At 65.9% G+C, this 25,248-nt stretch carries 18 protein-coding genes, 1 pseudogene and 1 riboswitch; of the genes and pseudogenes, 6 read left to right on the forward strand and 13 right to left on the reverse strand.

Going from position 1 to position 25,248, the window contains the following annotated elements:
* Positions 1-71: 71 nt before the first annotated feature.
* From BSF38_RS24700 to BSF38_RS24710, 3 genes are read right to left on the reverse strand one after another with little or no spacing between them, the layout of a single operon-like run.
* A complete protein-coding gene (locus BSF38_RS24700; protein WP_145952309.1) occupies positions 72-1,103 on the reverse strand; it encodes a uroporphyrinogen decarboxylase/cobalamine-independent methonine synthase family protein in 1,032 nt (343 codons plus the stop codon).
* Complete coding sequence (metE, locus tag BSF38_RS24705) at positions 1,100-3,424, reverse strand: 5-methyltetrahydropteroyltriglutamate--homocysteine S-methyltransferase (protein WP_420819234.1); 2,325 nt, start codon at positions 3,422-3,424, stop codon at positions 1,100-1,102. Before metE ends, BSF38_RS24700 begins: the two co-directional genes overlap by 4 nt.
* Positions 3,425-3,474: 50 nt before the next feature.
* Positions 3,475-4,044, reverse strand: coding sequence for a DUF6580 family putative transport protein (locus BSF38_RS24710; protein ID WP_237170600.1), 570 nt, complete (start codon positions 4,042-4,044; stop codon positions 3,475-3,477).
* Positions 4,045-4,158: 114 nt separating this feature from the next.
* Positions 4,159-4,358, reverse strand: a riboswitch (cobalamin riboswitch).
* A gap of 2,907 nt (positions 4,359-7,265) precedes the next feature.
* On the opposite strand from BSF38_RS24710, the gene BSF38_RS24720 reads away from it, so the two are divergent.
* The gene (locus tag BSF38_RS24720; protein WP_076349737.1) at positions 7,266-7,523 is read left to right on the forward strand and encodes a hypothetical protein; all 258 of its coding nucleotides are present in this window, start codon (positions 7,266-7,268) and stop codon (positions 7,521-7,523) included.
* Here BSF38_RS24720 and BSF38_RS24725 read toward each other — a convergent pair.
* From BSF38_RS24725 to csrA, 6 genes and pseudogenes are all read right to left on the reverse strand, one after another.
* Positions 7,457-8,809: a BaiN/RdsA family NAD(P)/FAD-dependent oxidoreductase gene (locus BSF38_RS24725; RefSeq protein ID WP_210405641.1), complete on the reverse strand. Its 1,353-nt coding sequence runs from the start codon at positions 8,807-8,809 to the stop codon at positions 7,457-7,459. The two genes, BSF38_RS24720 and BSF38_RS24725, sit on opposite strands and share 67 nt — an antisense overlap.
* A gap of 297 nt (positions 8,810-9,106) precedes the next feature.
* Positions 9,107-10,399 carry a P-loop NTPase and SpoVK domain-containing protein gene (locus tag BSF38_RS24730; protein ID WP_237170601.1) on the reverse strand — a complete coding sequence of 431 codons (1,293 nt, stop codon included), beginning with the start codon at positions 10,397-10,399 and terminating at the stop codon, positions 9,107-9,109.
* A gap of 119 nt (positions 10,400-10,518) precedes the next feature.
* Positions 10,519-11,055: a tRNA (adenosine(37)-N6)-threonylcarbamoyltransferase complex ATPase subunit type 1 TsaE gene (gene tsaE / locus BSF38_RS24735; RefSeq protein WP_076349740.1), complete on the reverse strand. Its 537-nt coding sequence runs from the start codon at positions 11,053-11,055 to the stop codon at positions 10,519-10,521.
* On the reverse strand, positions 11,052-12,014 hold the full coding sequence (locus tag BSF38_RS24740) for a thiamine-phosphate kinase (protein ID WP_076349741.1): 963 nt from the start codon (positions 12,012-12,014) through the stop codon (positions 11,052-11,054). Before BSF38_RS24740 ends, tsaE begins: the two co-directional genes overlap by 4 nt.
* Positions 12,011-13,174, reverse strand: a complete 1,164-nt coding sequence (locus BSF38_RS24745; protein WP_076349742.1) for a glycerate kinase — start codon at positions 13,172-13,174, stop codon at positions 12,011-12,013. Before BSF38_RS24745 ends, BSF38_RS24740 begins: the two co-directional genes overlap by 4 nt.
* A 48-nt stretch (positions 13,175-13,222) precedes the next feature.
* Positions 13,223-13,422, reverse strand: a pseudogene (csrA, locus tag BSF38_RS24750) (carbon storage regulator CsrA); the annotation flags it as partial.
* 259 nt (positions 13,423-13,681) lie between these two features.
* Here csrA and BSF38_RS24755 point away from each other — a divergent pair.
* From BSF38_RS24755 to BSF38_RS24765, 3 genes are all read left to right on the forward strand, one after another.
* Positions 13,682-16,264, forward strand: coding sequence for a glycosyltransferase family protein (locus BSF38_RS24755; protein ID WP_076349744.1), 2,583 nt, complete (start codon positions 13,682-13,684; stop codon positions 16,262-16,264).
* A 43-nt stretch (positions 16,265-16,307) separates the two neighbouring features.
* Positions 16,308-17,336: an N-acetyl-gamma-glutamyl-phosphate reductase gene (argC, locus tag BSF38_RS24760; protein ID WP_237170602.1), complete on the forward strand. Its 1,029-nt coding sequence runs from the start codon at positions 16,308-16,310 to the stop codon at positions 17,334-17,336.
* An 869-nt stretch (positions 17,337-18,205) separates the two neighbouring features.
* A complete protein-coding gene (locus BSF38_RS24765) occupies positions 18,206-19,162 on the forward strand; it encodes a peptidoglycan-binding domain-containing protein (RefSeq protein ID WP_076349745.1) in 957 nt (318 codons plus the stop codon).
* 380 nt (positions 19,163-19,542) lie between these two features.
* Here the strand turns inward: BSF38_RS24765 and BSF38_RS24770 are convergent, their stop codons facing one another.
* From BSF38_RS24770 to BSF38_RS24780, 3 genes are all read right to left on the reverse strand, one after another.
* On the reverse strand, positions 19,543-20,499 hold the full coding sequence (locus tag BSF38_RS24770) for a zinc-dependent alcohol dehydrogenase family protein (protein ID WP_210405642.1): 957 nt from the start codon (positions 20,497-20,499) through the stop codon (positions 19,543-19,545).
* Positions 20,500-20,749: 250 nt separating this feature from the next.
* On the reverse strand, positions 20,750-21,103 hold the full coding sequence (locus BSF38_RS24775; protein ID WP_076349747.1) for an HPF/RaiA family ribosome-associated protein: 354 nt from the start codon (positions 21,101-21,103) through the stop codon (positions 20,750-20,752).
* Between the two features lie 141 nt (positions 21,104-21,244).
* Positions 21,245-22,645: a 30S ribosomal protein S1 gene (locus BSF38_RS24780; protein ID WP_083713418.1), complete on the reverse strand. Its 1,401-nt coding sequence runs from the start codon at positions 22,643-22,645 to the stop codon at positions 21,245-21,247.
* Positions 22,646-23,008: 363 nt separating this feature from the next.
* Here BSF38_RS24780 and BSF38_RS24785 point away from each other — a divergent pair, with 363 nt between their 5' ends.
* A complete protein-coding gene (locus BSF38_RS24785; RefSeq protein WP_076349748.1) occupies positions 23,009-23,719 on the forward strand; it encodes an RraA family protein in 711 nt (236 codons plus the stop codon).
* A 10-nt stretch (positions 23,720-23,729) separates the two neighbouring features.
* On the opposite strand, the gene BSF38_RS24790 is transcribed toward BSF38_RS24785, so the two are convergent.
* Positions 23,730-24,200 carry a hypothetical protein gene (locus BSF38_RS24790; protein WP_076349749.1) on the reverse strand — a complete coding sequence of 157 codons (471 nt, stop codon included), beginning with the start codon at positions 24,198-24,200 and terminating at the stop codon, positions 23,730-23,732.
* A 139-nt stretch (positions 24,201-24,339) separates the two neighbouring features.
* Here BSF38_RS24790 and BSF38_RS24795 point away from each other — a divergent pair, with 139 nt between their 5' ends.
* Entirely contained in the window at positions 24,340-25,239 is a 900-nt protein-coding gene (locus BSF38_RS24795) for a deoxyribonuclease IV (protein WP_257787836.1), read from the forward strand.
* Positions 25,240-25,248: the final 9 nt, after the last annotated feature.

The raw sequence follows: 25,248 nt of genomic DNA on the forward strand, positions 1-25,248 counted from the left end.
ACGGACATGATATCTAAAGCCCCGTGCGATTGAGCGTCAGGAATAGGAACGACTACGACTCGCGCTTCGCTTCAGGGCAAGCCGGCAGACGATCGTGCAGCGGCGTACGAACGGATCGAGTCGCCGGCCCGTTGGGCGAGGGTGAAAGAACTATCGGTATCGGAGGTCGACGAGAGCCCGAGACCGCACGTCGCGGTGACCAGCGACTGCGACACGACGGCCGCCGGATCTCCGAGTAAGGATGCAAGGGCCAGCCAGCGCGATTCCATCGATTCGACGGTCATGGACGACGGGCCGGTCGGTGCGAGGCCGAAAGCCAAACGGCCCCCGCGAGCCAGAATGCCGCGGGCGAGGGAGTAGAAGTCGTCCGCGATCGGGAGATGTGCGTCGAAGGACAGTAGATCGAGGTCGATGTCCTCGAACGCGGCTGAGGGCAGAGTGGCGCAGCAGTGGATGCCGACGGCCGCGCCTTCGCGACGGGCGGCAGCCAGGACGCGTCGCAATGCCGAGGCGACCGCAGGGGCTGCGGGGCTCATACCGTCGACGAGGGAGAGCGCCGGCTCGTCGAGCACGAACACCACGAGCAGCCCGAGGTCGCGGAGCCGCCGCACCTGCCAGGCGGCTTGGCGTTCGAGGAAACCGGCGAGGCGACCTAACCAGCCGGGAATCCGCGAGACCGGCCCTCCGTCCAGGTAGAAGCAGTGAGCGAGCGTCGCAGGGCCCTCCAACTGCGCCTTCACGGCCCGCGCTGCGGGGAACCGGCCCGATCGGATCGCCCGCTCCAGCGCGAAGAAACCTGCCGCGGTCTCCGGGATGAGCCCCGAGTTGCCGCCGTCGAGCGCAGCCGCGAACAACGGCCCCGCGCCGGGACGTACCGTCCAGCAATAGGGCCGGGAGATCGGTTCGAGGTACTGCACGAGCCTCCCCATGCCTTGCCCTATCACGCCCTCCCCCGCCGTACGGCGGGGGAGTTGAGGCCAGAATGGCAGTTCCGGGCAGGACTTGGCGACAAACTCGACCGCCTCGTCGGCGTCGAGGAAAGGAAGGCTGCCGACCCCGGTCGTGCACCCCGGGGACAAACGAGTCCATGAGGACGATGTCATGTCGGGCCTCGCTCCGTCGCGATGGCTTCAACTAGGCGAAGACGCACGACCCGTGCGGCCTCCACCAGCGTGGCCAAGGCGGGTTTGACCTCTTCCCACCGGCGGGTCTTCAGCCCGCAGTCGGGGTTCACCCAGAGCTGCTCCGGCGAGAGCACCGCGAGCGCCTTGCCGAGCAGATGCTCGACGTCCTCCCGCGTCGGGATGCGCGGCGAGTGGATGTCGTACACCCCCGGCCCGATCTCGTTCGGGTAGCGGAACTCCCCGAACGCCCCGAGCAGCTCCATCTGCGACCGCGACGTCTCGATCGAGATCACGTCGGCGTCGAGAGCGGCGATCGAGTCGATGATGTCGTTAAACTCGCAGTAACACATGTGAGTGTGGATCTGCGTCTCGTCGCGGACCCCGGCCGAGGCGAGTCGGAAGGCGTCGACCGCCCATCGCAGATATTCGGCCCAATCGTCGCGGCGGAGGGGGAGTCCCTCCCGCAATGCGGGCTCGTCGATCTGGATCACACAGATCCCGGCATCCTCAAGATCGGCGACCTCGTCCCGGATGGCCAGGGCGATCTGACGGCATGTCTCGCTACGAGGCTGGTCGTCCCGGACGAACGACCACTGGAGGATCGTCACGGGCCCGGTCAGCATGCCCTTCATCGGGCGCTCGGTCAGGGACTGGGCGTATCGAGTCCACTCGACGGTCATCGGGCCGCGCCGAGCGACGTCGCCGAAGATGATCGGCGGCTTGACGCAGCGCGAGCCGTAGCTCTGCACCCAGCCGTTCGCCGTGAAGGCGAAGCCTTCCAGGTTCTCGCCGAAGTACTCCACCATGTCATTCCGCTCGAACTCGCCGTGCACCAGCACGTCGAGCCCAACCTCCTCCTGCCAGCGGACGGCCTCGGCGGTCTTCTCCTTGAGGAAGGCGTCGTACTCGTCGGCCCGCAGTTTCCCCGCGCGGAACGAGGCCCGGGCCTTGCGGACGTCCTCCGTCTGCGGGAACGAGCCGATCGTGGTCGTCGGCAGCAGGGGCAAAGGCGTGCGCCCGCGCTGGGCCACCCGCCGCGTCGGATATGGATGGGCCCGGACGAGCTGGTCGGGCGCGATCGCCGCCATCCGGCGACGGACGATCGTAGAGCGGACCCGAGGCGACTCGCTGCGACCCTTCAGCGCGGCCCGATTCTCCGCGAGACTCTCGACGATCGACGGCAAGCCCTCCGACGCGCCGCGGGCCAGCAGGGCGACCTCGTCGAGCTTCTGGCGGGCGAACGCGAGCCACCTCTTCAACTCCGGCTCTAGATTCGATTCGCAATCCAGGTCGAACGGGACGTGGAGCAGGGAACAGGACGGGGCGATCATGATGCGATCAGAGCCTAGCCGTGCGGCCGCCGCCTCGGCCACCCCCCAGGCTCGGGTCAGGTCCGTCTTCCACACGTTTCGACCGTCGATCAGTCCGAGTGAGAGCGACTGCTCCGGACGGAGCAGCGGCAGCGCGTGCCAGAGCTGATCCGGGGCGCGGACGAGGTCCAGGTGCACCGCCTTCACAGGCAGGCGGAGCACTGCGGGAAGGGCCTCGCCGAGGTCGCCGAAATAGGTCGCGAGCAGGATATTCGTCGCCCCCGCCGCGCCCGCCAGCCGCGAATAGATCTCCTCCAGGGTGGGGAGAGCCCGCGCGGAGGCGTCGGTCGTCAGGCATGGCTCGTCGATCTGGACCCACGCGGCCCCCGCCGCGGCGAGCGCGCCCAGGATCGCCTCGTAGACCGGAAGCAGCCGAGGCCAGAGCGTGATCGGATCGAAGTCCTTCCCCTTGGCCTTGGCCAGCAGGAGGAACGAGACAGGGCCGAGCAGGACCGGCCTGGTCAGAACGCCGAGCGCCTTCGCCTCGACGAACTCGTCGACCGGTTTGGTCGAGCCGAGGGCGAATTCCTGGCGCGGATCGATCTCGGGCACGAGGTAATGGTAGTTCGTGTCGAACCACTTGGTCATCTCGAGGGCCGCCGCCCCGGCGCGCCCGCCTTCGTAGGCGATCCCCCGCGCCATCGCGAAGTAGCGTTCGGGACCCGCCGGCAAGTGGGCGAATCGGTCGGGGACCACCCCGAACATGACCGCCGCGTCGAGGACGTGGTCGTAGAGGGAGAAATCGTTGCTGGGGACGTGGGTGATCCCCGCCGTTCGCTGAAGCTTCCAGTGGTCCGCGCGGAGCCGCCGCGCGACCGTTTCCAGCTCGTCGCCGCTCGACCGGTTCGACCAGAACCGCTCGAGGGGCTTCTTCAACTCGCGTTGCGCGCCCATCCGGGGGAAACCGAGGTTCGTCGCCGTCGTCATCATTCAAGCTCCTAGATTCGAGTGTCGTACGAAGAAAGGCTGCCGGCCGGAGATCATGCGAGGATAGGAATCGCTCGTTCTCTCAATGCAGGGAACCTGCCCTCGGCGACGGCGAGCGTCCCGAATAGGAGGGTTGCGTCTCCCAGAAGCGTGTAACCGAAGAAAGGTATGGCCGAGGCATAGCAGTCCCTCATGCCGGCCAGCGTCCTGGGATAGAAGTAGACCCAGCATGCGGCATTCGTGATCAGGAAGAAGAGGAACGCGCCGAGCAGTGTTGCACCGGCGATCGGGAGGGGCCGTCGGCGCAGAAGGAGCCACAGACCGAGGGTGACTTCCAGCAGGAAGCAGCCGTAGACGACCTCTGTCAGGGCATGAAACTGGAAGCCGAGGGCGAGGTCGCTCAGGGCCATCGAAGCGAGGGGCAATAGGAAAGCCGCGCGGCGATCGGCGAAGCAGGCGCCGCCGAAGAGGGCGCTCGCGCAGACGGGCGTGAAGTTCGGCGGATGGGGAAGGAGTCTGGCGGCCATGACCGCCAAAACGGCGGCGGCCACGAAGACGGGACGGATGGGTGCCGCGTGGCGCGAGCGAATACCCGCGCATTCGCGTTCGAACGAGGAATCCAAGGGTAAGGTCCTTCCTGCCGGTCCGGGCAGATGGAGGTGTCGGACCGTGAACGCAGGAGGGTTCCGCACGTGCGGATGAAGCCTGACCTGCCGCGTACCCGGGTCCGGGGCACCATTGGCGTCGCACGACGGGCAGGTCTTCTGACTTACGGCTACGATCGATCCCCGAGCGGCCTTCCCGCGACGCACGCGTCGCAGTGGCTATGTGGCCGGGTCTCTCGCCGAATACAGCAGCGGCCCTGCGCCGGATTCTCACCGGCTTCCCTTTTCATCCTCCCGCCGACGCGGGAGGAACCCGTCGATGTCCGGAAGCATACCCCATTTTTTGTGCCCCGGCCAGGCGACTCGCAGAAAAGATCACCCCATTACATCGGGCCATCCAACTCAATCCAGCGGCGTGAAGCACCGTTTGACGCGGGGTTGCCGAGACGTTGCGGCATCACTCCAGCCGCCGAGTGGCCCTGCGTGCATGATCTTGACAACCCCTAATTCATCAAGCCTTGGGAACCCGTGAAACCTCCCGTTTCGACGATTGACGTAGCACCTTGTTTCGCAGAAATGTCAATACCAAGCATGGAACTTCCTCTACGTTGTTCTCGCCACAACTGCTTCCCCGCACATTTTGCAGGCTCAACGCCTGAGATCGTAGGCCATGGTCTTGAATGAGCCGATGACGAGCCATCGTCGTCGCGGCAGATCGACCGCCAGACAAGCTGTTTGTCGTGAGGAATCAGCCACCAACGGGCATCCGAGATGCCCACACGTCAGAGTGCGTGAAGACCTCGCGGATGCTGTACTCGCGCCGGCCGAAGTCCACGGGCGATCGAGCAAGTTATGGGCGGCGAACCCACGTCCAGCATCGCCAACGTCGGTCCCGTGGGGCATGCTATGTGCTGTTCAGCCCAAGCTGCGACGTCGAAGGAATTGCAGCCCACAGACCCCTCCCGCCCGCGAAAGTCGGTGAGGTAGGACGATGGATCGTACTTGATTTTAAGCAACCGTCGAAGGTCGTCACCTATAGGGCTGCGCCCGCTCGCGAATCCAGATCCACCCGGCATGCGGCCGCAAGGGCCGTGATCGAATGCGGCCTGACCGCCGCTGTCGAACTTGTGATCGCCGTCTGAGTTCACAGGTCCTGTCGTCGCGCCCCGCGGAGGAGGTTGGAGTTCTCAGCCTACTCGGCGTTTGCCGGCGGCTTGCTCGGGCGATTAACATTAATTAGGGCGGCCCGGACCGCCTCGGGTCGTTCTCGCATCGCCCGCGGATCACCTCGGGAGAACGCAGCGATACATCGGCCTCGGCTCGACCGGAGTCGGCCTGACGAGAGTCGGCGGCCTCGGGTCAATTTGCTCTCAACCAGCGGATTGAAGGTCCAAGTCCCTTGGGGCCATATCCAATTCGAGTCGACTCAGGCCGACGATGTCCTTCGAAACCGGTCTTTTCTCGGCCCGAGCCCTCGACGTCCGTTTGATCGTCCGAATCCGTCTTGACGTCAAGACTCGAAGGATTCCGACTCAATGAGGCTACGGGGTTGGGCAAAGCCTTCGATTACGAGGTCGGCCTTCAGTCCACCGGTTCGTGGGATCGGACGGACTTGGCTCCTCGCGAGGAACCGACAGCCAGTAGCAGACCCGGCGACTCCGTACGGACGAGACGACCTGAGCGTTTTCAGAGGAACGCAGAAACTGCGGCGGTAGAGCGACGCGGCCCAGGTCGACGGGTAGTGTGATCGTCTAACATCCGGTCGCATCCAACGTGATTCGCCTCGTGTCGAGTTGGACGACGCAAAGGCTCGATTGCCATTGAGTGCGACGGCGTACGTCAAGTGAGAGCATAGTAGGTCGTGGAAGTCGTACTCCCGACCGATCACCTCGCGATAAAGACAACCGCGCGTTCCAGCTCGGCGCGGATCATGGTCGCTCTTCGGTCGTAGGCCGGAAGGAAGACGGGCGCAGCAGAGGCTACGTCCTCCTCGTCGAGACGCCGGGCGGCCACGAAGTCCTTCGGCCGGGGCAACGTCGCCGCGTCGCCGAACTTTGTGTTGCAAGGCGTGACAGCTATAGTAGGCGTGGAGGCCGTCGAGACGAACGATTCGGGTCCGGCACCCTGAATCTTTCGCCACGACGACCCCGTACGCCGACCGCTGGGCGAGAGCGACGAACGGGGCGCATAGATCGCATAGGGCGCATCGGGCGTGGGGCCTTGCCGGGACGTCACCTCTACAGGAGCACATATCGGGAGTGGGCACGAAGGGCCGCCTCTATGGGAGGTTGCACTGCTTGCACGCGCGGACGATCGCCAGGATGCCGACCTTCACGGCGTCAGGCAACATCGGCCATCGGTTCATGATGGTTGCAAGCTCGGGGTCAATCTGACCAATGTCGGTGGGCAAATAGAGGGCATCGGCCTCGGTCGATCGACACAACCCATTGGCGGGCTTGGCTGTTGTGGATTTCGAGCATCGGTCTACGGCACCGAAGGTTATAGGTTCAAATCCTATCGGGTCTATTGTCCAAATCCCACCGACTCCTTATCGAGCGACATCTCAAACTTTTCGCTCTTTGCGACGGGGAATCCCTTCCCCTCTCAACTCAGGTCCGTGCGACATGAACTCGAACGTCCAAGCTGGGCGGGTCGCTCTTCTTGAGTCCTGTTGACGATCCCCGCGGTCGGGCGATCCGAAGCGCAGCGGGGCATCCGCATCGGTACGGCGGTCGCAACGAGCCGCGACTCAGCTGGCTGTCGACGAGCATCGGAATCAACCGAATGTTCCTCCTCGGCGACCCAAGTTGCTTGGATGCAACTTGCGCCGGTCGAATTCACGGCCGCGCCGGAACTCTAGGTCTTAATCGACCGCGCGCTTCGTATCAAAGGACAGGGACAAGCGAACCGAATCTTGAGTTGAAAATCATCATGGGTTTCATCGTTCATCCGTCGAAATGGGAAGCCGAGCATGCCGGCGCGATCCTCGCCGGCCAAGCGTATCAGTCGACGCACGACGGGCGGTTGCCCGACACGGCCATGTGGAAAATGCTGGAATTTCGCCACTCACTGAACCCGTCCCGGTTCGACCACTGGCATCCGAACGTGGCGCTGATCTTGGAGAATCGTGAGCCCGTCGGCTTCCAAAGCGTTCGCGTACTCCAACCGCACAGATGGATGGGACACATGAGAGGCCCGGGGGGGCGGACGAGGCCGCTCCGATCCAGATCGAGCACGCGATGATTCCGCCGTCCATCTCGGCTTCGACGACGAGCACGGCAGAGCAGCCGACGTTGTCCGCCATCCAGACGGTCCCCGAGCCGTCCGCGGTCTTTCAAGGGCTGGTGGCCGTCATGCTGGCCGCGGCCTACCTCGCCAACCGTCGCCGGATGCGTCCTGACGCTCAGGCGCGGTCCACAAGTCCGGCTCGTTACGACGGCATCGAGGCGCTTTCGCCGGCCAGCCAGCCGGTGCTCCAGGCGGCCTGGAAGTTGTAGCCGCCGATGAGGCCGTCGAGGTTCAGGACCTCGCCGCACAGGTGGAAGCCGAGGACGAGCCGGCTTTCGAGGGTTCGCGGGTCCACCTCGGCGAGGTGGACGCCGCCGCTGGTGACCTCGGCCTTTTCAAAGCCGAGGGTGTCGGTGATCGGCAGTGCGAGCCCCTTGAGCGCCTGGACGATGCGAAGGCGCTCCGACCGCGACAGGTCCGGGCCGATCCGGGTGCGAGGCACGCCGCAGACGTCGAGGAGGCAGTCGGCGAGCCGATGGGCGAGGTCGGCCGAGAGGATCGAGCTGACCGAGCTTCGACCCTGACGCGTCGCGGTCTGAAGCCGCTCGTCGAGTTCCTCTCGCGAGACGCCGGGGCGAAGGTCGAGCCGAAGTTCGAGTCGGTCGGAGCCGTCGTACCGAGCCACGGCGCGGCTGACGTCGAGGATCGCCGGTCCGCTCAGCCCGAAGTGCGTGAAGAGGACCGCCTCGCGGCGCTGCTGCAGCGGAGGCCCCGACGGCCCATGAACCGAGGCGACCACGTCCGAGAGGGTCAAACCCTTGAGCGTCAGCGGCCATTCCGGCACGATCCGCAAAGGGACCAGGGCAGGGCGGGGGTCGATCAGCGTATGGCCGAACGCCTGGGCGACCGCGTATCCGTCGCCGGTCGTTCCGCAGCCGGGGTACGACTTCCCCCCCACGGCCAGGATCACGCGCCGGGCGTCGATCGAGCCCTCGGCCAGGACGATCCGGAAGCCAGCCGACTCTCCGTCCTCCGCGTTCCGCCTCTCTACCGACCGTACGGGGCTCAGGCATCGCAGCTCTGCGCCTGACCGTTCCAGGCGTCGCGTCAGGGCTTCGAGAACATCGACGGCCCGGTCGGATACGGGGAAGAGCTTGCCGTTGCCTTCGATCTTCACGGCCAGGCCTTCGGACTCGAACATCCGCACGGTCTGGTCGACGTCCAACCGCCGCAGCGCGTGGCCGAGGAACGGGCCGCCCGCGCCGAACGCGTCCTGGATCGCGCGGGTCCCCCGGCGCTGGGCCGGGTCGAACGCCGGGTCGATCGGTCCGGAAACGGCTTCGAGCCGGCGCAGCCCCCGGGCGTTGGTGATGTTGCACCGGGTCCCGCCCGACATCAGGATCTTCACCCCCGCTCGACGGTTCTTCTCGACCAGCACCACCCGGGCGCCGCACTCGGCGGCGCGGATCGCCGCGACCAGGCCGGCGGCCCCGGCTCCCAGCACGGCCACGTCGTATTGCTGGTCGGATCGGTCGAGAGGCTCTGCCGTGGTCACGAGAAGGATGCCGCCTACAAAGGGGGAGGATTGAGGTCGCGGCTGACGACCCGACACGGATCATGGGAGTCAACAAACCGCGATGCCTGGATCCGAAATAGAAGCCCGAAGCGCCAGCGAGTGCATTCCCCGCCAGCATGCTGAATCAGCAAACGCAAAACCATGCACTCGCTGGCGCTTCGGGCTTGTAATTCACTCGTTCGGAAGAAGCGAAACCATGCACTCGCTTGCGCTTCGGGCTTGTATTTCGATGGTTCGTAATCCGTGTTCGGTCGTTAGGGGATCGCGGCGGACGTCTCACATGACCGTGAAATAGCCGGCCACCGCGAAGTCAACATACTCGCGATTCAGCTCAAGCGGCAAGTCGTTGTAGATGCAATAATTGCGGACCTGGAGCAAAAGATCGCGGGGCTGGCAGCAGCGGAACGGCCGGCCGACGGCTTTGTAATGGTGGTTGATCATATAATCCACGGCGGCGTCGTCGATCCGAGGAAAGCCCAGTTTGGGGGCGAACCGGTGGAGCATGCCGCGGAACATCTCCTCGGTCGGGTCTTCCGCCAGGATCTTGTAGGGGATGCGCCTGAGGAACGCCTCGTCGACCAGCTCGCGCGGCTCCAGGTTGGTCGAGAAGATGATGAGCTGGTCGAACGGGACGCGGAACTTCTTGCCGGTCGGCAGGCTGAGGAAATCGAAACGGTTCTCGAGCGGCATGATCCAGCGGTTGAGCAGCTCGACCGGCTGCATCCGCTGGCGGCCGAAGTCGTCGATCAGGAACGTCCCCAGGTTGCTCTTGAGCTGAAGCGGCGCCTCGCAGACGCGGGTCATCGGGTCGAAGCGGATCTCCAGGTCTTCCATCCTCAACTCGCCCCCCGCGACGATCGTGGGGCGTCGGATTCGAACCCAGCGCTGGTCGTGGTCGCAGCCTCCGAGCAGTCCGCTCCCCTCGGTCGATTCGACGACCTCGTGGTTGGCGAGGTCGAACAGCTTGAGCAACTGGCCTTCGATCAGGATCACGCGAGGAATCCAGACGCTGGTGCCGAAACACCGGGTGATCCGCTCGGCGATGCTCGTCTTGCCGTTGCCCGGCGGCCCGTACAGAAACAGCCCCCGGCCCGAGTTGATCGCCGGCCCCAGGCTGCGGACGGTCGCCTCCGAAAGCACCAGATCGGCGAGCGCCTCGCGAAGGTCCTTTTCGTGGGGGTGCTCGGAAACGATCGTCTGGGCGCTCACGGCCTTCAGGTAGTCGTCGAAGGGGACCGGGGCCGGACCGACGTAGGAGCACTCCTCGGCGTACCCTCGCGCCCGCGCCCGGCCGACGTCGGTCAGCGAATAGTGGAAATCGTTGGCCGCCGCGGAATTGGCGTAGGTCACGATCTGCTGGTTCTTGAGCAGTCTGAGGAACTCCGGAAACGGGCCGAACGGCAGGCCCAGCTCGGCGGCGATCTTCCGGCCCGTGGCTTGCCCCTCGACGAACAAGAGCTTGAGAATCAGGCTTTCGACCAGCGTGTGGTTGAGGCCGGCTTCCTCGAACGTGGCGACCGGCGTGGGTGAAAACGGCTCGCGGCCGCGCATGCCGGCGACATCAAGCAACGAATGCGAATCTGACCCAACTATAGCCAAACCGCTCACCAGAGCACCTCCCCAGGTCGAGACCGAGCCGGCTCGCCCGTCCCGTTTCCGTGAGCGAGTCGAGGAGCCTGCGCGCAAACCTAGGTTGCGGCGTCGGGGGCGTCAAACCGATCGGGGTCGTCGCTGTCGAGCGTGAGGGCGGCCATGAGGCGGTCGGAAAGCCGTGGCGAGGCTTCGGGGAGGTCGATCCGGACGCGACGAGAGGAGGCGTCGAGGGGCTCGATCGCGACCCACCAGGCGTCGGCCGGCAACAGGTTACGGACGCGGTCGGCCCACTCGACCAGACACACGCCCCCCGCCTTCCAGTAGTCGGCCGGACCCAGGTCTTCGAATTCGGCCGGCGAGGTCAGCCGGTAGACGTCGATATGGTAGACCGGCATCCGGCCTTCATATTCATGGATGAGCACAAAGGTCGGGCTGGCGATCGCCCCGGGATCGACGCCGAGCGATTCGGCGATCGCCCGCGACAGCCGGGTCTTCCCGGCGCCCAGCGGCCCGACCAGGGCGACGACGACGTTCGGGGCGAGAACGTCGGCGAGCGCCTGGCCCAGCCGTTCGGTCTCGCCCTCGTCGTCGAGGTCGATTTGCAGGCCGGATTCGGATCGAAGAATATTCATCGATTCCGCCCCGCGAGATGGTCGAAACCTCGGGGCTGGACCGGGGACGTACGGCCGTCGCGGGTGCGAAGGCGGAGGCCGGGCTCCGCCGTGATCACCCCCACGCGATAGAGCTGTACGCCGTCCGGCGGCGAGGCCAGGAGTTGCTCGGCCCGTTCCGGCGCGACGGTCAGGCAGAGTTCGAAGTCCTCGCCGTCGTTGAGAGCGTGGTCGAGCGCGGAGACGCCGTCGGCCTGGCTCTGGTCGACGGCGTCGGGATGGATCGGGATCGCGTCGGCGTGCAGCTCGGCGCCGAGCCCGCCGCTCTCTTCGAGGATGTGGCCGAGGTCCGAGGAAAGGCCGTCGGAGAGGTCGATCATCGCGTTCGGCGAGGCGGCTTCCGCCAGCGCGAGGGCCTCGTCGACCCTCGGCTCGGGTCGGAGGTGGCGGCCCCGGAACAGGCTGCCGCCCAGGGGACCCGTCACGAAAACGACGTCGCCCACTTGCGCGCCGGAACGAGGCGCCGCGCCCAGCGGCGTCGTGTCGCCGAGCAGGGTGACGGAGATCACGAGCGGGCCGTCCCAGGCGTTGGTGTCGCCGCCGACGAGGACGACGTCGAACCGATCGGCCATCCGCTTGAGACCTTCGTGAAGTCCCTGAGCAACGGCGACGGCGTCGGCCCGGGGCAGGGCCACGGCGACCACGGCGAACCGGGGCACGCCCGCCATCGCGGCGATGTCCGAGATGTTCGCCCCCATCGCCTTGTAACCTACCGCCTCGGGGCCGTCGTCCTTCAGTCGGAAGTGGCGGCCGTCCATCAACATATCGGTCGTCACAAGCGCAAATGACTCGCGGGAGAAATCGACGATCGCGCAATCGTCGCCGATGCCCAGGATCACGTCGTCCCGGGGTTCGTCCGACTGGCTGCGGCGAATCCAGTCGATCAGCCCGAATTCACCGGTCGGCTTCGACTCGCTCATACGCGACGGTCTCCCCGCTTGCGGTGTCGGCTGCCCGCCAGAAAGCCTCGAAACGCCTGCTCAGCGGCCTTTTCAAGTAGGTTCGACGCCTCGGCGACGGCGGTTTCCAGGCGGATGGGACCGGGGCAGATGGAGAAATAGGCGTCGATCCCCTCGTCGAGCGCCTTCTCGGCGCCGTCGCCGATCGAGCCCACGAGAGCAATCGTCGGGCAGCCGAACGAACGAGCCAGCCGGGCGACGCCGACGGCCGTCTTGCCGAATGCGCTCTGGGCGTCGAGCGAGCCCTCGCCGGTCAGGCAGAGGTCGGCCCTTTTGAGGTGGTCCTTGAGCCCCACGGCGTCGATGACGAGGTCAATGCCGCGTTCGAGGCGTCCCCCCGCAAAAGCCACCAGCCCGCCGCCCAGCCCCCCCGCCGCGCCCGCGCCAGGGATCGTGGCGATCGAGACGCCGAGGTCGCGCTCGACGACTTGAGCAAGCCTGGTCAGATTGCGATCCAGTTCGGCGACCATCTCGGGCGTGGCCCCTTTTTGCGGGCCGTAGACGGCCGACGCTCCATCGGGACCGCAGAGCGGGTTCGTCACGTCGCACGCGACGGCGATCTCGACGCCGGAGAGTCCCGGCGTACGCCCCCCGGGCTCGATCCGGGCAAGGCGTCCGAGTGGGCCGCCGCCCGGCCCGATCTCCTGGCCGTCGGAATCCAGCAGACGGAACCCGAGGGCCTGGGCCAGACCGGCTCCGCCGTCGTTGCTCGCGCTGCCGCCGATGCCGACGATCAAGCGTCGAGCGCCCGCGGCGACCGCCGCCAGCAGCAATTCACCGGTCCCTCGCGTGGTGGTCGAAAGCGGGTCGCGCTTGTCGGCGGGAACCAGGACGAGTCCCGAGGCTGTCGCCATCTCGACGACCGCGGTGCGGCCGTCGCCGAGCATCCCGAACCGCGCCTGGACGGGCTTTCCGAGGGGGCCGGTCGCCTCCGCCGTGTGAAAGGTTCCGCCCGTCGCGGCCACAAGGGCTTCGACGATCCCCTCGCCTCCGTCGGCCATCGGCACTTGCTCGATCTCGGCCGAGGGCAGTACCGATCGAACCCCGCGCGCCATGGCCTGGGCGGCTTGCGAGGCGGTCAGGCTGCCCTTGAATTTGTCTGGAGCGATGACGACTCGCATCAAGTCCACTTTGAAGGTGCCTGCATGGGTTGGTTCGACGTCGTCGATCAGGACATGGTTGCTTCCAGAAGCCGCTCTTCGTCCCGCATTCTGGGCATCTCGAAGACGATCTCCTGACGCTTGATCGAGACGTGCTCGGGGGCCTCGATGCCGATCCGAACCGACTTGGAGTCGATCTTGGCGATGGTGATCCGAATGTCCGGGCCGATCTGGATGGCTTCGCCCAACTTCCTGCTCAGAACCAGCATGATACATCCTCCTTGAGTGACCTTCGGATTTTTTCTCAAGCCTGGCGTATGAGGTGGCGTCGTCGTTCCTGCTTGAGCACCTCGCATGCCAATACGACGCGAAGGTCGGCAAGGTTCGTCGGTCTTCTTCAAGTTTACTACCAAACCGCCAAATCCTTGGGACTTCGGCGGACTGGGCGATCCTGACGGTGGGTCGGATTTGCTGTAAGATCACTCCGAGAATTGAAAAAGTTACCTTGAGTCGAGAGGTTCGTGGTTCGTGGACCAGCCGAAGACGGCGAAATGCGCGGTGGAGACGCTTCGATTCACGCATGGGACCTCTCGGTGGGCGGGGGCGGCGGCGATCCTCGGGATGTGGGCCGGCCTGCTCACTTGGCTCTGGCCGATCGGGCTCGGCGGCGCCATGCCGGTCGGCGGCGACGTCACCCAGTTCTTCATGGGGCTCATGAGCGTCCTCTCGGAGTCGCTGGCCGAGCGTCGCTTGCCCGTCTGGAACGACCTCTGGGGATACGGCTTCCCGGGAATCGGCGAGAGTCAGATGGGGGCCCTCTATCCTCCCCACATGGTGTTGTACGGGGCCCTGTCGATCGAACGAGCCTACGTCGCCAGCCTTGTGCTCCACACGCTCTGGGGAGGGCTCGGAGCCTACTGGGCCGGTCGGGTCTTCGGTCTGAGCCGGGCCGGGTCGGCGTTCTCGGCGTTCATCTTCTCGACCTCCGGCTTCTTCGTGATCCATATGCCGCACCCCTGGGGTTACACGACCGGCTCGTGGCTCCCCTGGGCGTGGTGCGCGGCCTGGCGGCTCCTGAGCGACGACCCGAACGGAGAGCCGATGCCGAGCACGGCCGCACGGCTTTTCGTGCTGACCCTTGTGCTGGTCCTCCAGGTGCTGCCCGGCCACTTCCAGATCGCCTTCATGACCCAGGCGGGAATCGCCCTGATGGCCGCCTGGACCTGTCTCGATCGCGTCCGCGGACGCTCGCTGCGTGAGACGGCCCGGCGGTGGGAACTGGCGATGCTGGGTCTCGCGGTCGTCTTTCCACTGGCGGCCGGTCAGCTCTGGCCGACCGCCCGGCTGGCCCGACTCGCGGCCAGCCAGCGCGATTACGAGTACCTCTCGGGCTTCGCCTCGACCCCGTTCCACCTGGTCAGCCTCGTCGCGCCGAACCTGTTTCACCGGTCGCCCTTGTGGCGGCCGATCGTCTGGGACCCGTTCCACACCTCGCCGGAAGAGTGCCTGATCTACGTCGGAATCGTACCGTTGCTCCTGGCTATCCTCGCGGTCGCCCGCGAAGCCCGCCGCGACCCGGGCGTCCGCTGCCTGGCGGTCCTGGCCGTCGTCGGGCTGATTCTCAGCCTCGGGCCTTATGTGCCTGGGTTCCACCTCCTGATCCAGTTTCCCGGGTTCTCGTTCTTCCGGGCCCCGGCGCGGTGGACGCTGCCCGCCTCGCTCGCCCTGGCGATCCTCGCCGGCAAGGGGCTCGACGCCTGGCCAAGCTGGGAGCGGCCCGGCCGATGGCTCGGGGTGCTGGCCGTCGGGGCGGTGCTCTGGGGGGGCGGCGTGCTGGGTCTCATCGAGCTGGCCCTCGGATCGTCGACGCCCTCGGCAAGCCCGGCGCTGGCTCGCGGCTTCACCCGGGCCTTCGAGATCCGCCCCTGGGCCGACGATCAGACCTTCAAGAGCGTCACGGACCAGGCCCGGAAGCCCGTACTCGAAGGCGGCCCGAGGCACCGCGAAGCCCGGTCGTTCGAGCAGCGGCGGTTCGAGGTCTACCGGACGGAGCTGACGGAGACGGCGTTCCTGCTGGCGGCGGTTCTGGTGGTGTCGGGGCTGGCGGGCGTCGCGCAGGCTCGACGGTTTATTCCGATCATGCTGGTCGTGCTGACGGGGGCCGACCTCTGGCTGCTGGGGCGTCATCGGCTGGTGGACGTTGGGCCGCTCCGGCCGCTGGTCGAGCAGAGTTCGGTGCTGGCCCGGCTGGCGAAGGAGCCGCGTGGGACCCGGACCGCCGACCCGATGCGCAACCTGCCGATGGCCGCCGGCCTGGCGCCCGTCCAGGCGTACCGGACGCTCGACCTCCCCGCGCTGCCGGCCTTGACCTCCCTGGCCCGAGGCCCGCTCGCCCCCAGCTCGCAGGGCGAGATCGCCTTTCGGGCGATGCGAGCCACGGGCGTCGGCCTCCGGGTCCTCGACCCGACCGAGGCTTCCGGCCTGCGGCGTCGGGGAGCGACCGACTTCCAGCCCCGGGCGACCCTGGAAACCCTCTCCGACCCGGTCCTCGCTCGCTGGCTCCTTGGAGCGAACTGGAACCCCGAGTATCGAGCCGAGGCCGACGAATTCATGATCCTGAAGCCCTCCGAGCCCGCCGCGCAGGCCTGGTTCGTCCCCTCGACGGCCGTGCCGAAATCCGACCTCTTCGACGACTGGAACGGCGATCCGCGCCCGGTCCTCGACCTGATCGACCGCGCCCGGCCGTTGAAGGCGGTCGTCCGGTCGCCCATCGATTGGGACGTCATGGTCGACGTCGACGAACCGGGCTGGGTGTTGATCTCGCAACTGGACGATCCTCAGTGGCAAGCTCGGATCGGATCGGTCGACGGCCGGAGCGACGAGCCCGCGAACATCGCCCCGGCCTTTCGGGTCAAGAGCCAGGGGGGCGCCTGGCAACGGGTGTTCATCGACAAGCCGAGGGCGGGGGCGGTCCTCCGGCTGTCGTACGACGCCCGGGATCTTCGGCTGGGGCTGGGGATCTCCGCGGTTTCCTGGCTGGTCTGGCTCATGGCGACAGCCTCTTTTCATCTGGCGTCTCATCTGGCGTCGCGGCGCCGGTCGAATGTTTGAATACTGGTAGCGTGCGGTTTCCCGTTCCTCTGGAGGTTGTCTCGTGGCGAGTCCAATCGGCGTAGCGATCGTGGGGGCCTCCGGGTATGCGGCCCGGGAGCTGATTCAGATCCTGCTCAAGCATCCGGGGGTCAAGATCACCACGGCGACCTCACGGCAGGACGAAGCGCCGAGGCTCGACGCCCTGCACCCGAGCCTGGCCAAGCGGATCGACCTGACCTGCGAGACCTTCGACGCCGACCGGATCGCCGAGAAGGCGGCTTTCGCGTTCTTGGCCTTGCCCCACACGGCGAGCATGGCCGTCGTCCCGGCCCTGCGCGAACGCAACGTCAAGGTGATCGACCTGAGCGCCGATTACCGGCTCACCGATCCCCAGGTTTACGAGGACTGGTACGGGCACGCCCATACGGACGTGGCGGGCCTTGGATCGGCGGTCTACGGCCTGCCGGAGCTGTTCCGCGACCGGATTCCCACAGCGGGGTTGATCGCCAACCCGGGGTGTTACACCTCGACGAGCATCCTGGCGCTGGCGCCCCTCGTGGCGGAGAACCTGATCGAGCGGACGGGCGTCGTCATCGACGCCAAGAGCGGCGTCTCGGGGGCGGGGCGTTCTCCCAAGCTGACGACCCATTTCCCTGAGTGCAACGAGAGCTTCTCGGCCTACAGCGTCGGCCGGCACCGCCACACGCCGGAGATCGACCAGATCCTGACGACCGTGGCCGCCGGCCAGGGCGAGGCCGTCGAGGTCATCTTCACGCCCCACCTGGTGCCGATGGACCGGGGCATCTTCGCCACCATCTACGCCGTCCCGCGCCAGGCGGCCGTCGAGCACGACCTGCTCGACCTCTACCGCTCGTTCTACGCCGACAGCCCGTTCGTCCGAGTGGTCAACCACCTCCCCGCTACCAAGGATTCTGCTTATACCAATTATTGCGATCTGACCGTCCGTGTGGTCCGCGGCCGGATCGTCGTCCTCGCCTGCCTCGACAACCTCATCAAAGGCGCGTCCGGCGTCGCCGTCCAGAACCTCAACCTGATGCTCGGCTGCCCGGAGGAAACGGCCCTGATCTGACCGGGCGGATTGGGTTCCTTCGTCGCTTTTTCGAGGTCCAGAAGGAGGGCGATCCGCCGTGTCGCCGGCGATCGCCTGGGTCTCTCCCCCGGCTGAGCCCACCGGCTGGAATTGGGTTCGTTTGCGCCTTCACAATCGCCACAAAACGCATCACAACCACTTACATAACAATGCCTTGCGACCGCCTGAACACTTGGCTTCGATCGGCGAGGAAATGGGGTCTGAATGACCTGGTCCACGACGGCCGACGTGGCTGAGCCAGGTTCCCCACCGTCACGAGACCCGTTGATCGCCCGGGCGGACGCGCCCCTCGCTATTGGGTCCGTTCGCGCGGTTTTTCAATGTGTTCGATGGGGCGTTGCAGTCGAAACCGGATTGAGAAAGAGCCCGAGGCGCGCGGCGGCCCATTTGTAACTTACTTCAAGTCGACGGAAATCAGAGAAGTCGGGGCGACTTCCTCAGGCGAACCAAGACCCAGGTTGGTCGACCAAGGTGAAGGCGTCGCCGTGCCGTTCGGCGGTTCCGCCGAGACGACATCCAGACACCGGCCACCGAAATCATCTCTGGCCCAGCGGCGTCGCGGCGAGGCGTCGTGCCAGGGAAGCGATGCAAGCCCGAGAGAAGCAGCCGGCGCGAACCGGTCTGTGACGTTCAATTTTAAGCTGCAACGGCCCCCGGCCCTTGGTATCATCTCCGCCGAGTCTGCTGAGCTTGGTCGTTGAGCTGGGCGATATACGGCCAAGTGGCGCGTCCCGAGGTTGTTCCCACCGGTCCTGAAGTGGAAGGAACCGGGACAAAGGGGCATGCATAAGCGCATCTCTGTGTAACCTAATATCGCCTCAAACCGAGTTTGATTGCGGGGGGATCCGATGCCACTGCTCGTTCTGAAACACCCTCCTCTTAAGCAGTCCGCGGCGAGCCGATTGGAAGCGGCGTCACGCAACAGCCCGGCCCTGAAATACGGGGAGTGCAACAGTGACGGCGTCAGGGCGCTGCAGAATGCGTTGCTTCTGCTGGCGGACCCGCGAATTTCTATCTCGGACGGCGCCACGGGTAATTATCTCAATCAGACCGTAGCGGCCGTGAAGGCGTTCCAAACGCAGAACGGCCTGATTTCCGATGGCATCGCCGGTCAGCGAACCATCACACTCCTTGACGCTCTCCTGGCCAAGCGGGCGCAACGGAGTTTGCAGACTCTGGATCGTGCCCTTGGCAGGCTCCGCCATCAGTACGGAAACGACGCCGCTCGGGCGAAGATCCTGCAGCAAATGGAGCAGGCGGTGCAAGGGCTACGGAGCGGCAACGATCTCGGGTTGGCGCTCGCTCTGCCGGTGATCGCGATCATCGTGGTTTTCTTCTTCATGTTGATGTGGCTGTCGCTTCCGCAGTCACAGGCGGCGTTGCGCGAACTGATGAGGAGGACGATCGAGGCGGTCAATGAGCGAGGAGAGGTCGCACAGGAAAAACTGCAAGAATTGAAGAAAGAGATCGATAGGTTCCTGGCTCAGGCTACAGAGATCAAGACCGACTGCATGGAGGAGACTCTCCTACGCGATCCGAAGAAGCACGCCGATTGCCTGCGTCGATTCAAACTGAAGCTCGCCGCTGCCCACCAAGCGCTTATTCGAACGCTGAATGACACGATCACTGTCATTTTCGACAGTCTCGGTCGTGGACGGTTGCGTTTCCCAAATGCCGTGCTGTTAAGAAACCTGGCGACCGCTTTCAAAGGATACATGGACGCGGTCAACGACCTACTCTCTTGCATGGAGTGCCCAGAGATTCCGTTCCCTCAGTTCCCTTCGAACCCTGATTTTCCATTCTGACCACCGTCCCGCAATCCGGAGAGTCGCTTGCCGCTAGGGAGGCGATCAATGGTGTCAGGGGATAAAGTGGGACAGGCAAAGGGGTCAGGAGCGGATGGCATGAATTTACTGAGTCCAGGTTAGCCAACCGGACGACTGCAATAGGGAAACAGGGATTTCGGTGGACCGATCACTCGGCCCGGAGTTCAAGTTATGCTCCGGCGTCGTCCGCTCCCCTCAAGAGGGGCGGCGGCCCCGTCGGTGGCGATCGCGGGGCGGAGCCAGTTCTGGTTGATCACGCGGCCGAAGCGGTTGGAACATGACGGTTCCCGACGTCCTGGTCGCGTCGTGCGAGACGTGCGGCGCGGTCGTGAACGTGCCGCACCAGTCGATGCCGAAGATCAACGCGCATCGTCCAGCGCCAGCATCGGCTTGAATCGTCGGCCCGGCTCGTCGAAGGCGGTGATCGCCTGCCGCCAGTCGGAGAGCGGATAGGACCGAGCTTCGGGCAGCGACGCCCGCCGGAGCATCGGCCAGAGCTTGCGGAACCAACCTTGCCACTCCAGCGGCTTGACCGTACCGAGTCGGTCGCGAAGGTGGAAGCGTTGCAGCTTCGGGCCGGTGGGGATCGGTTGAAACGATTCTCCGGAGAGCAAGCCGTAGGATACGAAGTCCGACGTGCGGGGCATGACGGCCAGGAGGGCCTCGGCGAGCGGGCCGCCGACGGCGTCGAAAGCGACGTCGGCCCGCGACGCGGCGGCGGCGATCGCGTGGGGCTCGGCCATGCTCAGGGGGATGAGACCGAGTTCCGCGAGCGACGCCGCGTGGCTGACGGATCGGCAGACGACGACGACTTCGCGCGCGCCGGCTTCGAGCGCCCATCGGCCGAGCAGTCGGGCGCACGACGAACCGCCGGCGGTCAGGACCACGCGCCGGCCCTCGACCGGCCACGTCTCCAGCATCCGCAGTGCGGCGAGCGGGTTGATGTAGGCTCGCGCGGCGACGGACGTTTCAAGGTCGTCGGGAACCTCGACGAGCCAGGAGGGATCGCAATCGACGTACCGCCGCCAGGTTCCGGGGCCTCGCAGCGGCAGGGCGCGACGCCCCACAAGATGGGCCGATACGTGGTCGGCTTCGACCACCTGGCCGACTCCTTCGTAGCCGGCGACCTGGGGAGGTCGCACGCGATGGCCGTAGGCGCCCGTGATCGGGATCAGGTCGGACGGATTGATCGGGGCGGTGATCATCCGGACGCGGACGGTTCCCGGTGGGCGAGCCCCCAGTTCGGCGGCTTCGAGCGTCAACGCGTCGATCGGCGGGCCGAATCGGCGGTACCAGAGCGCTTCGTCGGTCAACACACGCCTGCCCGCGACTGAATGGTTGTAGCCGGGGTCTGCGACCCCGGGACGCGGGCCGAGGGACCGGATCGGCCTCCGATTTGGAGTGAAGGAGCTTGCTCCCGCATGGGCGACGGGTCAGGCGCGGCGGCAAGCAGCCGCACTCCACTTCACATCCGGCCTCACAGAGGCCGGCTACAAAAGCGTTGTCGCGGAGGGCGAGGCCGCGTATGCCTCGCCCTCCACAACGCAAGAATCCTAATCCGGACCGTCAAATGACCTGATCGCCGCCGATCGAGGTCTGCTGCCCCTTGGGGTCGTGGAGCCGGCCGAGGGTGCTTTCCAGCGAACGGGCCAACTTCTCGGAAGCGCCGTCGACGGCGTCGTCGATCGTGGACGCCTGATGGCTGGCGACGATCGGCTGATGGCCCGCCAGGCGGGCTTCCATCAGGCAACGCTTATCATTCGCCGCGCCTTTGGGACCGTTCACGTCGGCGAGATGAACCTCGACGCGCGTGATCTGGCCTTCGTGGTGCTTCAGGGCCTCTTTAAGTCCACCGGCGATCTCCTCGAAGAGCTTTTCGCTGCCGTGGATGTGATTATCGGTACGGACTTCAACGTGCATGATGGACCTCGTTCCGACTTCGATTTCTAAAAGCCTTCGCGTGATTCAGTTACGGTTAGTGTAGGTCGCGCGGGAGTTTAATCAAGGAGCCCGGCCACGGCCGAAGCTCCTTGAAGGGGCCCCCTCGCAAACCTCTCGCGACTACAACGGCTTCTTGTCGCGATCGCCCAGTCCCCCCTTGAGCGGGATCTTCCGCTCGGGCTTGGGCGCCGGGGGGGTCTCGTCTTCTTCGTCTTCCTCCACGGCTTCCTGCCCCTTGACGGGGAGGAGCGAGAGCGAGATCCGCTTGACGTCGGGCTCGACCTTGAGGATGCGGACCTCGACCTCCTGGTCGGGCTTGACGATGTCGGTGATCCGCCGGACGCGGGTCGGCGACAGCTCGGTGATGTGGATCAGGCCCTCGACGCCGGGCTCGAGCTCGACGAACGCGCCGAACTCCATGAGCTTGGTGACCTTGCCCTTGACCATCGCGCCGCGAGGGTACGTCTCCTCGACGTTTTCCCAGGGGCTTTGCAGAAGCTGCTTGAGGCCGAAGGTCAGCTTTCGCGTCACCTGATCGATCCGGAGGATCTTGACGGTGACCTTGTCGCCGGGCCGGATCACGTCCTCGACCTTGGAGACGCGCACCCAGCTCATCTCGCCGATCGGCAAGAGGCCGTCGACCCCACCGACGTCGACGAAGGCGCCGAAGTCCTTGACCGAGCGGACCACGCCCTCGCGGATCTGACCTTCTTCGAGCGTCGCCCAGGTCTTCTCGCGCATCTCGGCGCGTTCTTGTTCGAGCAGCTCGCGGCGCGAGACCACCAGGTTCTTCTCGCGAGCGTTGGCCTCGGTGACGATCGCGCGGAACTTCTGGTTGACGAACGAGGCGGCGTCCTCGACCCGGTTGAGGTCGATCTGGCTGATGGGCATGAACCCGCGAATGCCGTCGACGTCGACCTCGACGCCTCCCTTGATGGTCTTGGTGACCTTGGCCTCGACGATCGCGCCTTGCTTCAGGTTCTCCCAGTTCGCCTCGATCGCCGAGCCCTTGAGCCGCAGGTGGACGATCCCCTCGCTGCGGTCGAAGTGGTCGACGACGACTTCGATGTCGGTTCCGGGCGCGGGGATTTCACCCTCGAACAGGTCGAGCGGGACGACGCCCTCGCTCTTGCCGCCGAGGTCGATGAACAGGCTCCGGCCGCGCACACTGATGACCCGGCCCATCCGCGGGGCTTGCCCCTGGCTGCGTTCCTGACCCCGGTCGCCCTTGGCGACGGGCGGGCGCTCCGGGCGCTTGGCCCGAGGCGAGGCGACGTCGAAGGTCTTGGGGTCGAAGCCGCTCATGGCCGCTTCAAGCTCGGCGTCCAGGTCGGAGTCCCACTGCCGCTTGAGCGGCAGTTCGGAGGACGCGTACCGCTGGGAGGGATTCGCCAGGGCGGTTTCCATAGCCTCGTCGATCGCCGCGTCGCGCGGCGACGAGGGGGGCGCCGAGCTTCTCGCGGCCTGAGGAGTCGGACTGGACGCCGCCGGGTTGGTCGATTGGTCGTTCGCTTCGGGCATGAATCGAGTCCGTCTGTCAGACAGGTTCAAGGGAATCGGCTTGGTCGAAGGTCCGGCGCAATCCCCGCCGCGGAGCCCCGCTCCTTCCAGTCGAAGGATACCGGCCTTCATCCGAACGCTTCGCGGCCCCTGCATTCTTGCTCGCGTTGAGGGGGATGCACTCTCTCCAGCCTATCCACTTGCAGGAATCGAGCCAAGCCGGAGCCGGTTCCCGCGCCGGAGTGTGCGATCACCGCCGGGCCGACACTGGCCCTTCGTCGCGGGTTCGGGTAGTCTGACGGCCCAGATCGCGGGTGAACGCTCGAATCGGCTGGGATTCGGGCGAATCTTGAATGTTCATCGTATTCGCGGAGTCCAGACGACATGGCGGGACCCACTCTCAACGCCGAGGTGTTCGAGTCGCTGCGGCGGTACAACACCCCGACGATTTCCAACGCGATCGAGCTTTTCAACGTCCGCCCGCGCAACGTCGGCTTCCTGCCGCACACGATCCGCAGTCTGCTCCCCGAAATCGGCCCCATCGTCGGCTTCGCGGTGACCTCGCAGACCCGGGCGCTGCCGCCGGGCCCGGACGAGCCCAGGGGCGAACGGCTCGGAGAATATTTCCGGTACGTGGCCGCCGCGCCCGGGCCGAAGATCGCCGTCGGCGAGGATCTCGACGATCCGGCGGGCCTCGGCGCCCAGTTCGGCGAGGTGACGGCCACGATCCACCAGAAACTCGGTTGCGTCGGCCACATCACCAGCGGCTGCCCGCGCGATCTCGACGAGGTCGGGGCCCTCGGCTTCGCCCTCTTCGGTCTCAATCCCTGCGTCAGCCACGCCTACGTCCGGCTGGTCGATTTCGGCAAGCCGGTCCAGATCGCCGGCGTGACGATCGCGCCGGGGGATCTGCTCCACGCCGACAAGCACGGCGTCTGCATCGTGCCGATCGAGGTCGCTCCCAAGCTGGCCGAAGCCTGCGCCGAGGTCGAACGCCTGGAACGGCCGCTGCTGGAGATCTGTCGGGGAACCGAGTTCGACCTCGAAGAGTACATCCGCCGGCGCATCGGCGACCAGGGGCGGCTCGGCGAGTGACTTCGAGCCATCAGCCGACGCGACGAGGGTTGGGATAGACCACGGCGACCGGCTCGAACCGACGATTCCGGCCGACGGCCTCGTCGGGACGGGTCTGATCGAGGCGTTTCCCCTCGGCGTACCAGCGTCCCTTGCGGAACTCGAAGACCGCCGTGGCGTGACGTCGGGTGTGCAGAAGGTCGAAGAGGTCGGGATCGAAATGAACGCAGACGAGCGCCAGGAGATACCGAGATTTCCGGTCCCTGGCCCACAAGACCTCGTCGTGCCAGTGGGCGTCCTCCCAGCGCTGGCCTTCGTCGTAGTCGAAGCTGGCCAGCGACGTGATGAACCGCGCTTCGAGGCGTTCGCGTTGCGAACGAAACAGCTCGCGGGCCTGATCGACGTGGAAGTCTTCGAAAAACAACCGCAAGGGCCGATGCAGGACGCACCACGCCACGAAGACGCAGATGGGCAGGACGCCGACTCCGATCAGCCATCCCATGAATCGAGCCCTCGGCCACAAGCCAGAAAAGGTCCGCTGAGCACGCATTGTAGAATTTCGGCGGCCTGATCCGCAAGTGACGCGCGCTCGCGGAAAATTCTTGGAATCTGAAAAACTCCCGCAAGTACGGAACCGCCTGATGCCTCGTCCCCGAAAATCAACGTCTCCAACGTCCAAGCCCGCCTTGAAGTTGGGCGCGCACATGTCCATCGCCGGAGGATACGACCGGGCGGTCCGAGCGGCCCACGCGTTCGGCTTCGAAACCGTCCAGTTGTTTACAAAAAACAACAATCAATGGAACGCGCCCCCCTTGACCGACGCGCAGACCGACGCGTTTCGCCAGGCGCTCGAAGAGACGGGGGTCGTTGATCCGGTGGCGCACACGTCGTACCTGATCAACATGGCGAGCCCCGACGACACGCTATGGAAGCGGTCGATCGACGCGATGGTGGTGGAAGTCGGGCGCTGCGCCCGGCTCGGGATCGCCGACCTGGTGGTGCATCCCGGGGCCCATGTGGGATCGGGCGAGGCCGCCGGGTTGAAGCGCGTGGCGGAGGCTCTCGACCGGGTGGCCGAGGCGACGGCCGAGTCCGCCGTGACGATCGACCTGGAGACGACGGCCGGGCAGGGGAGCTGCCTGGGACATCGGTTCGAGCATCTCCAGGCGATCCTGGAGATGGTCGCCGATCGGAGCCGGCTGGGCGTCTGCGTGGACACCTGCCACATTTTCGCGGCGGGCTATTCTCTCGACACCCGGGAACGGTACGATGAGACGGTGAACGATCTCGACCGGACCGTCGGGCTGGGATTGGTTCGAGTCTGGCATCTCAACGACAGCCTTCGCGAGCATGCCAGCCGGGTCGACCGCCACGCGGGCATCGGCGCGGGCCGCATCGGCCTCGAACCATTTCGATTCCTGGTGAACGACGCCCGATTCCGGTCCCTGCCAATGATACTGGAAACCCCCAAGGGGATCGAAGAGGGCGAGGAACTCGACGCCCGCAACCAGAGAGCCCTGCGGCAACTCGTCGAGCCCTGACCCGGACCG

This window comes from Paludisphaera borealis, assembly GCF_001956985.1.
Classification (GTDB): Bacteria; Planctomycetota; Planctomycetia; order Isosphaerales; family Isosphaeraceae; genus Paludisphaera; species Paludisphaera borealis.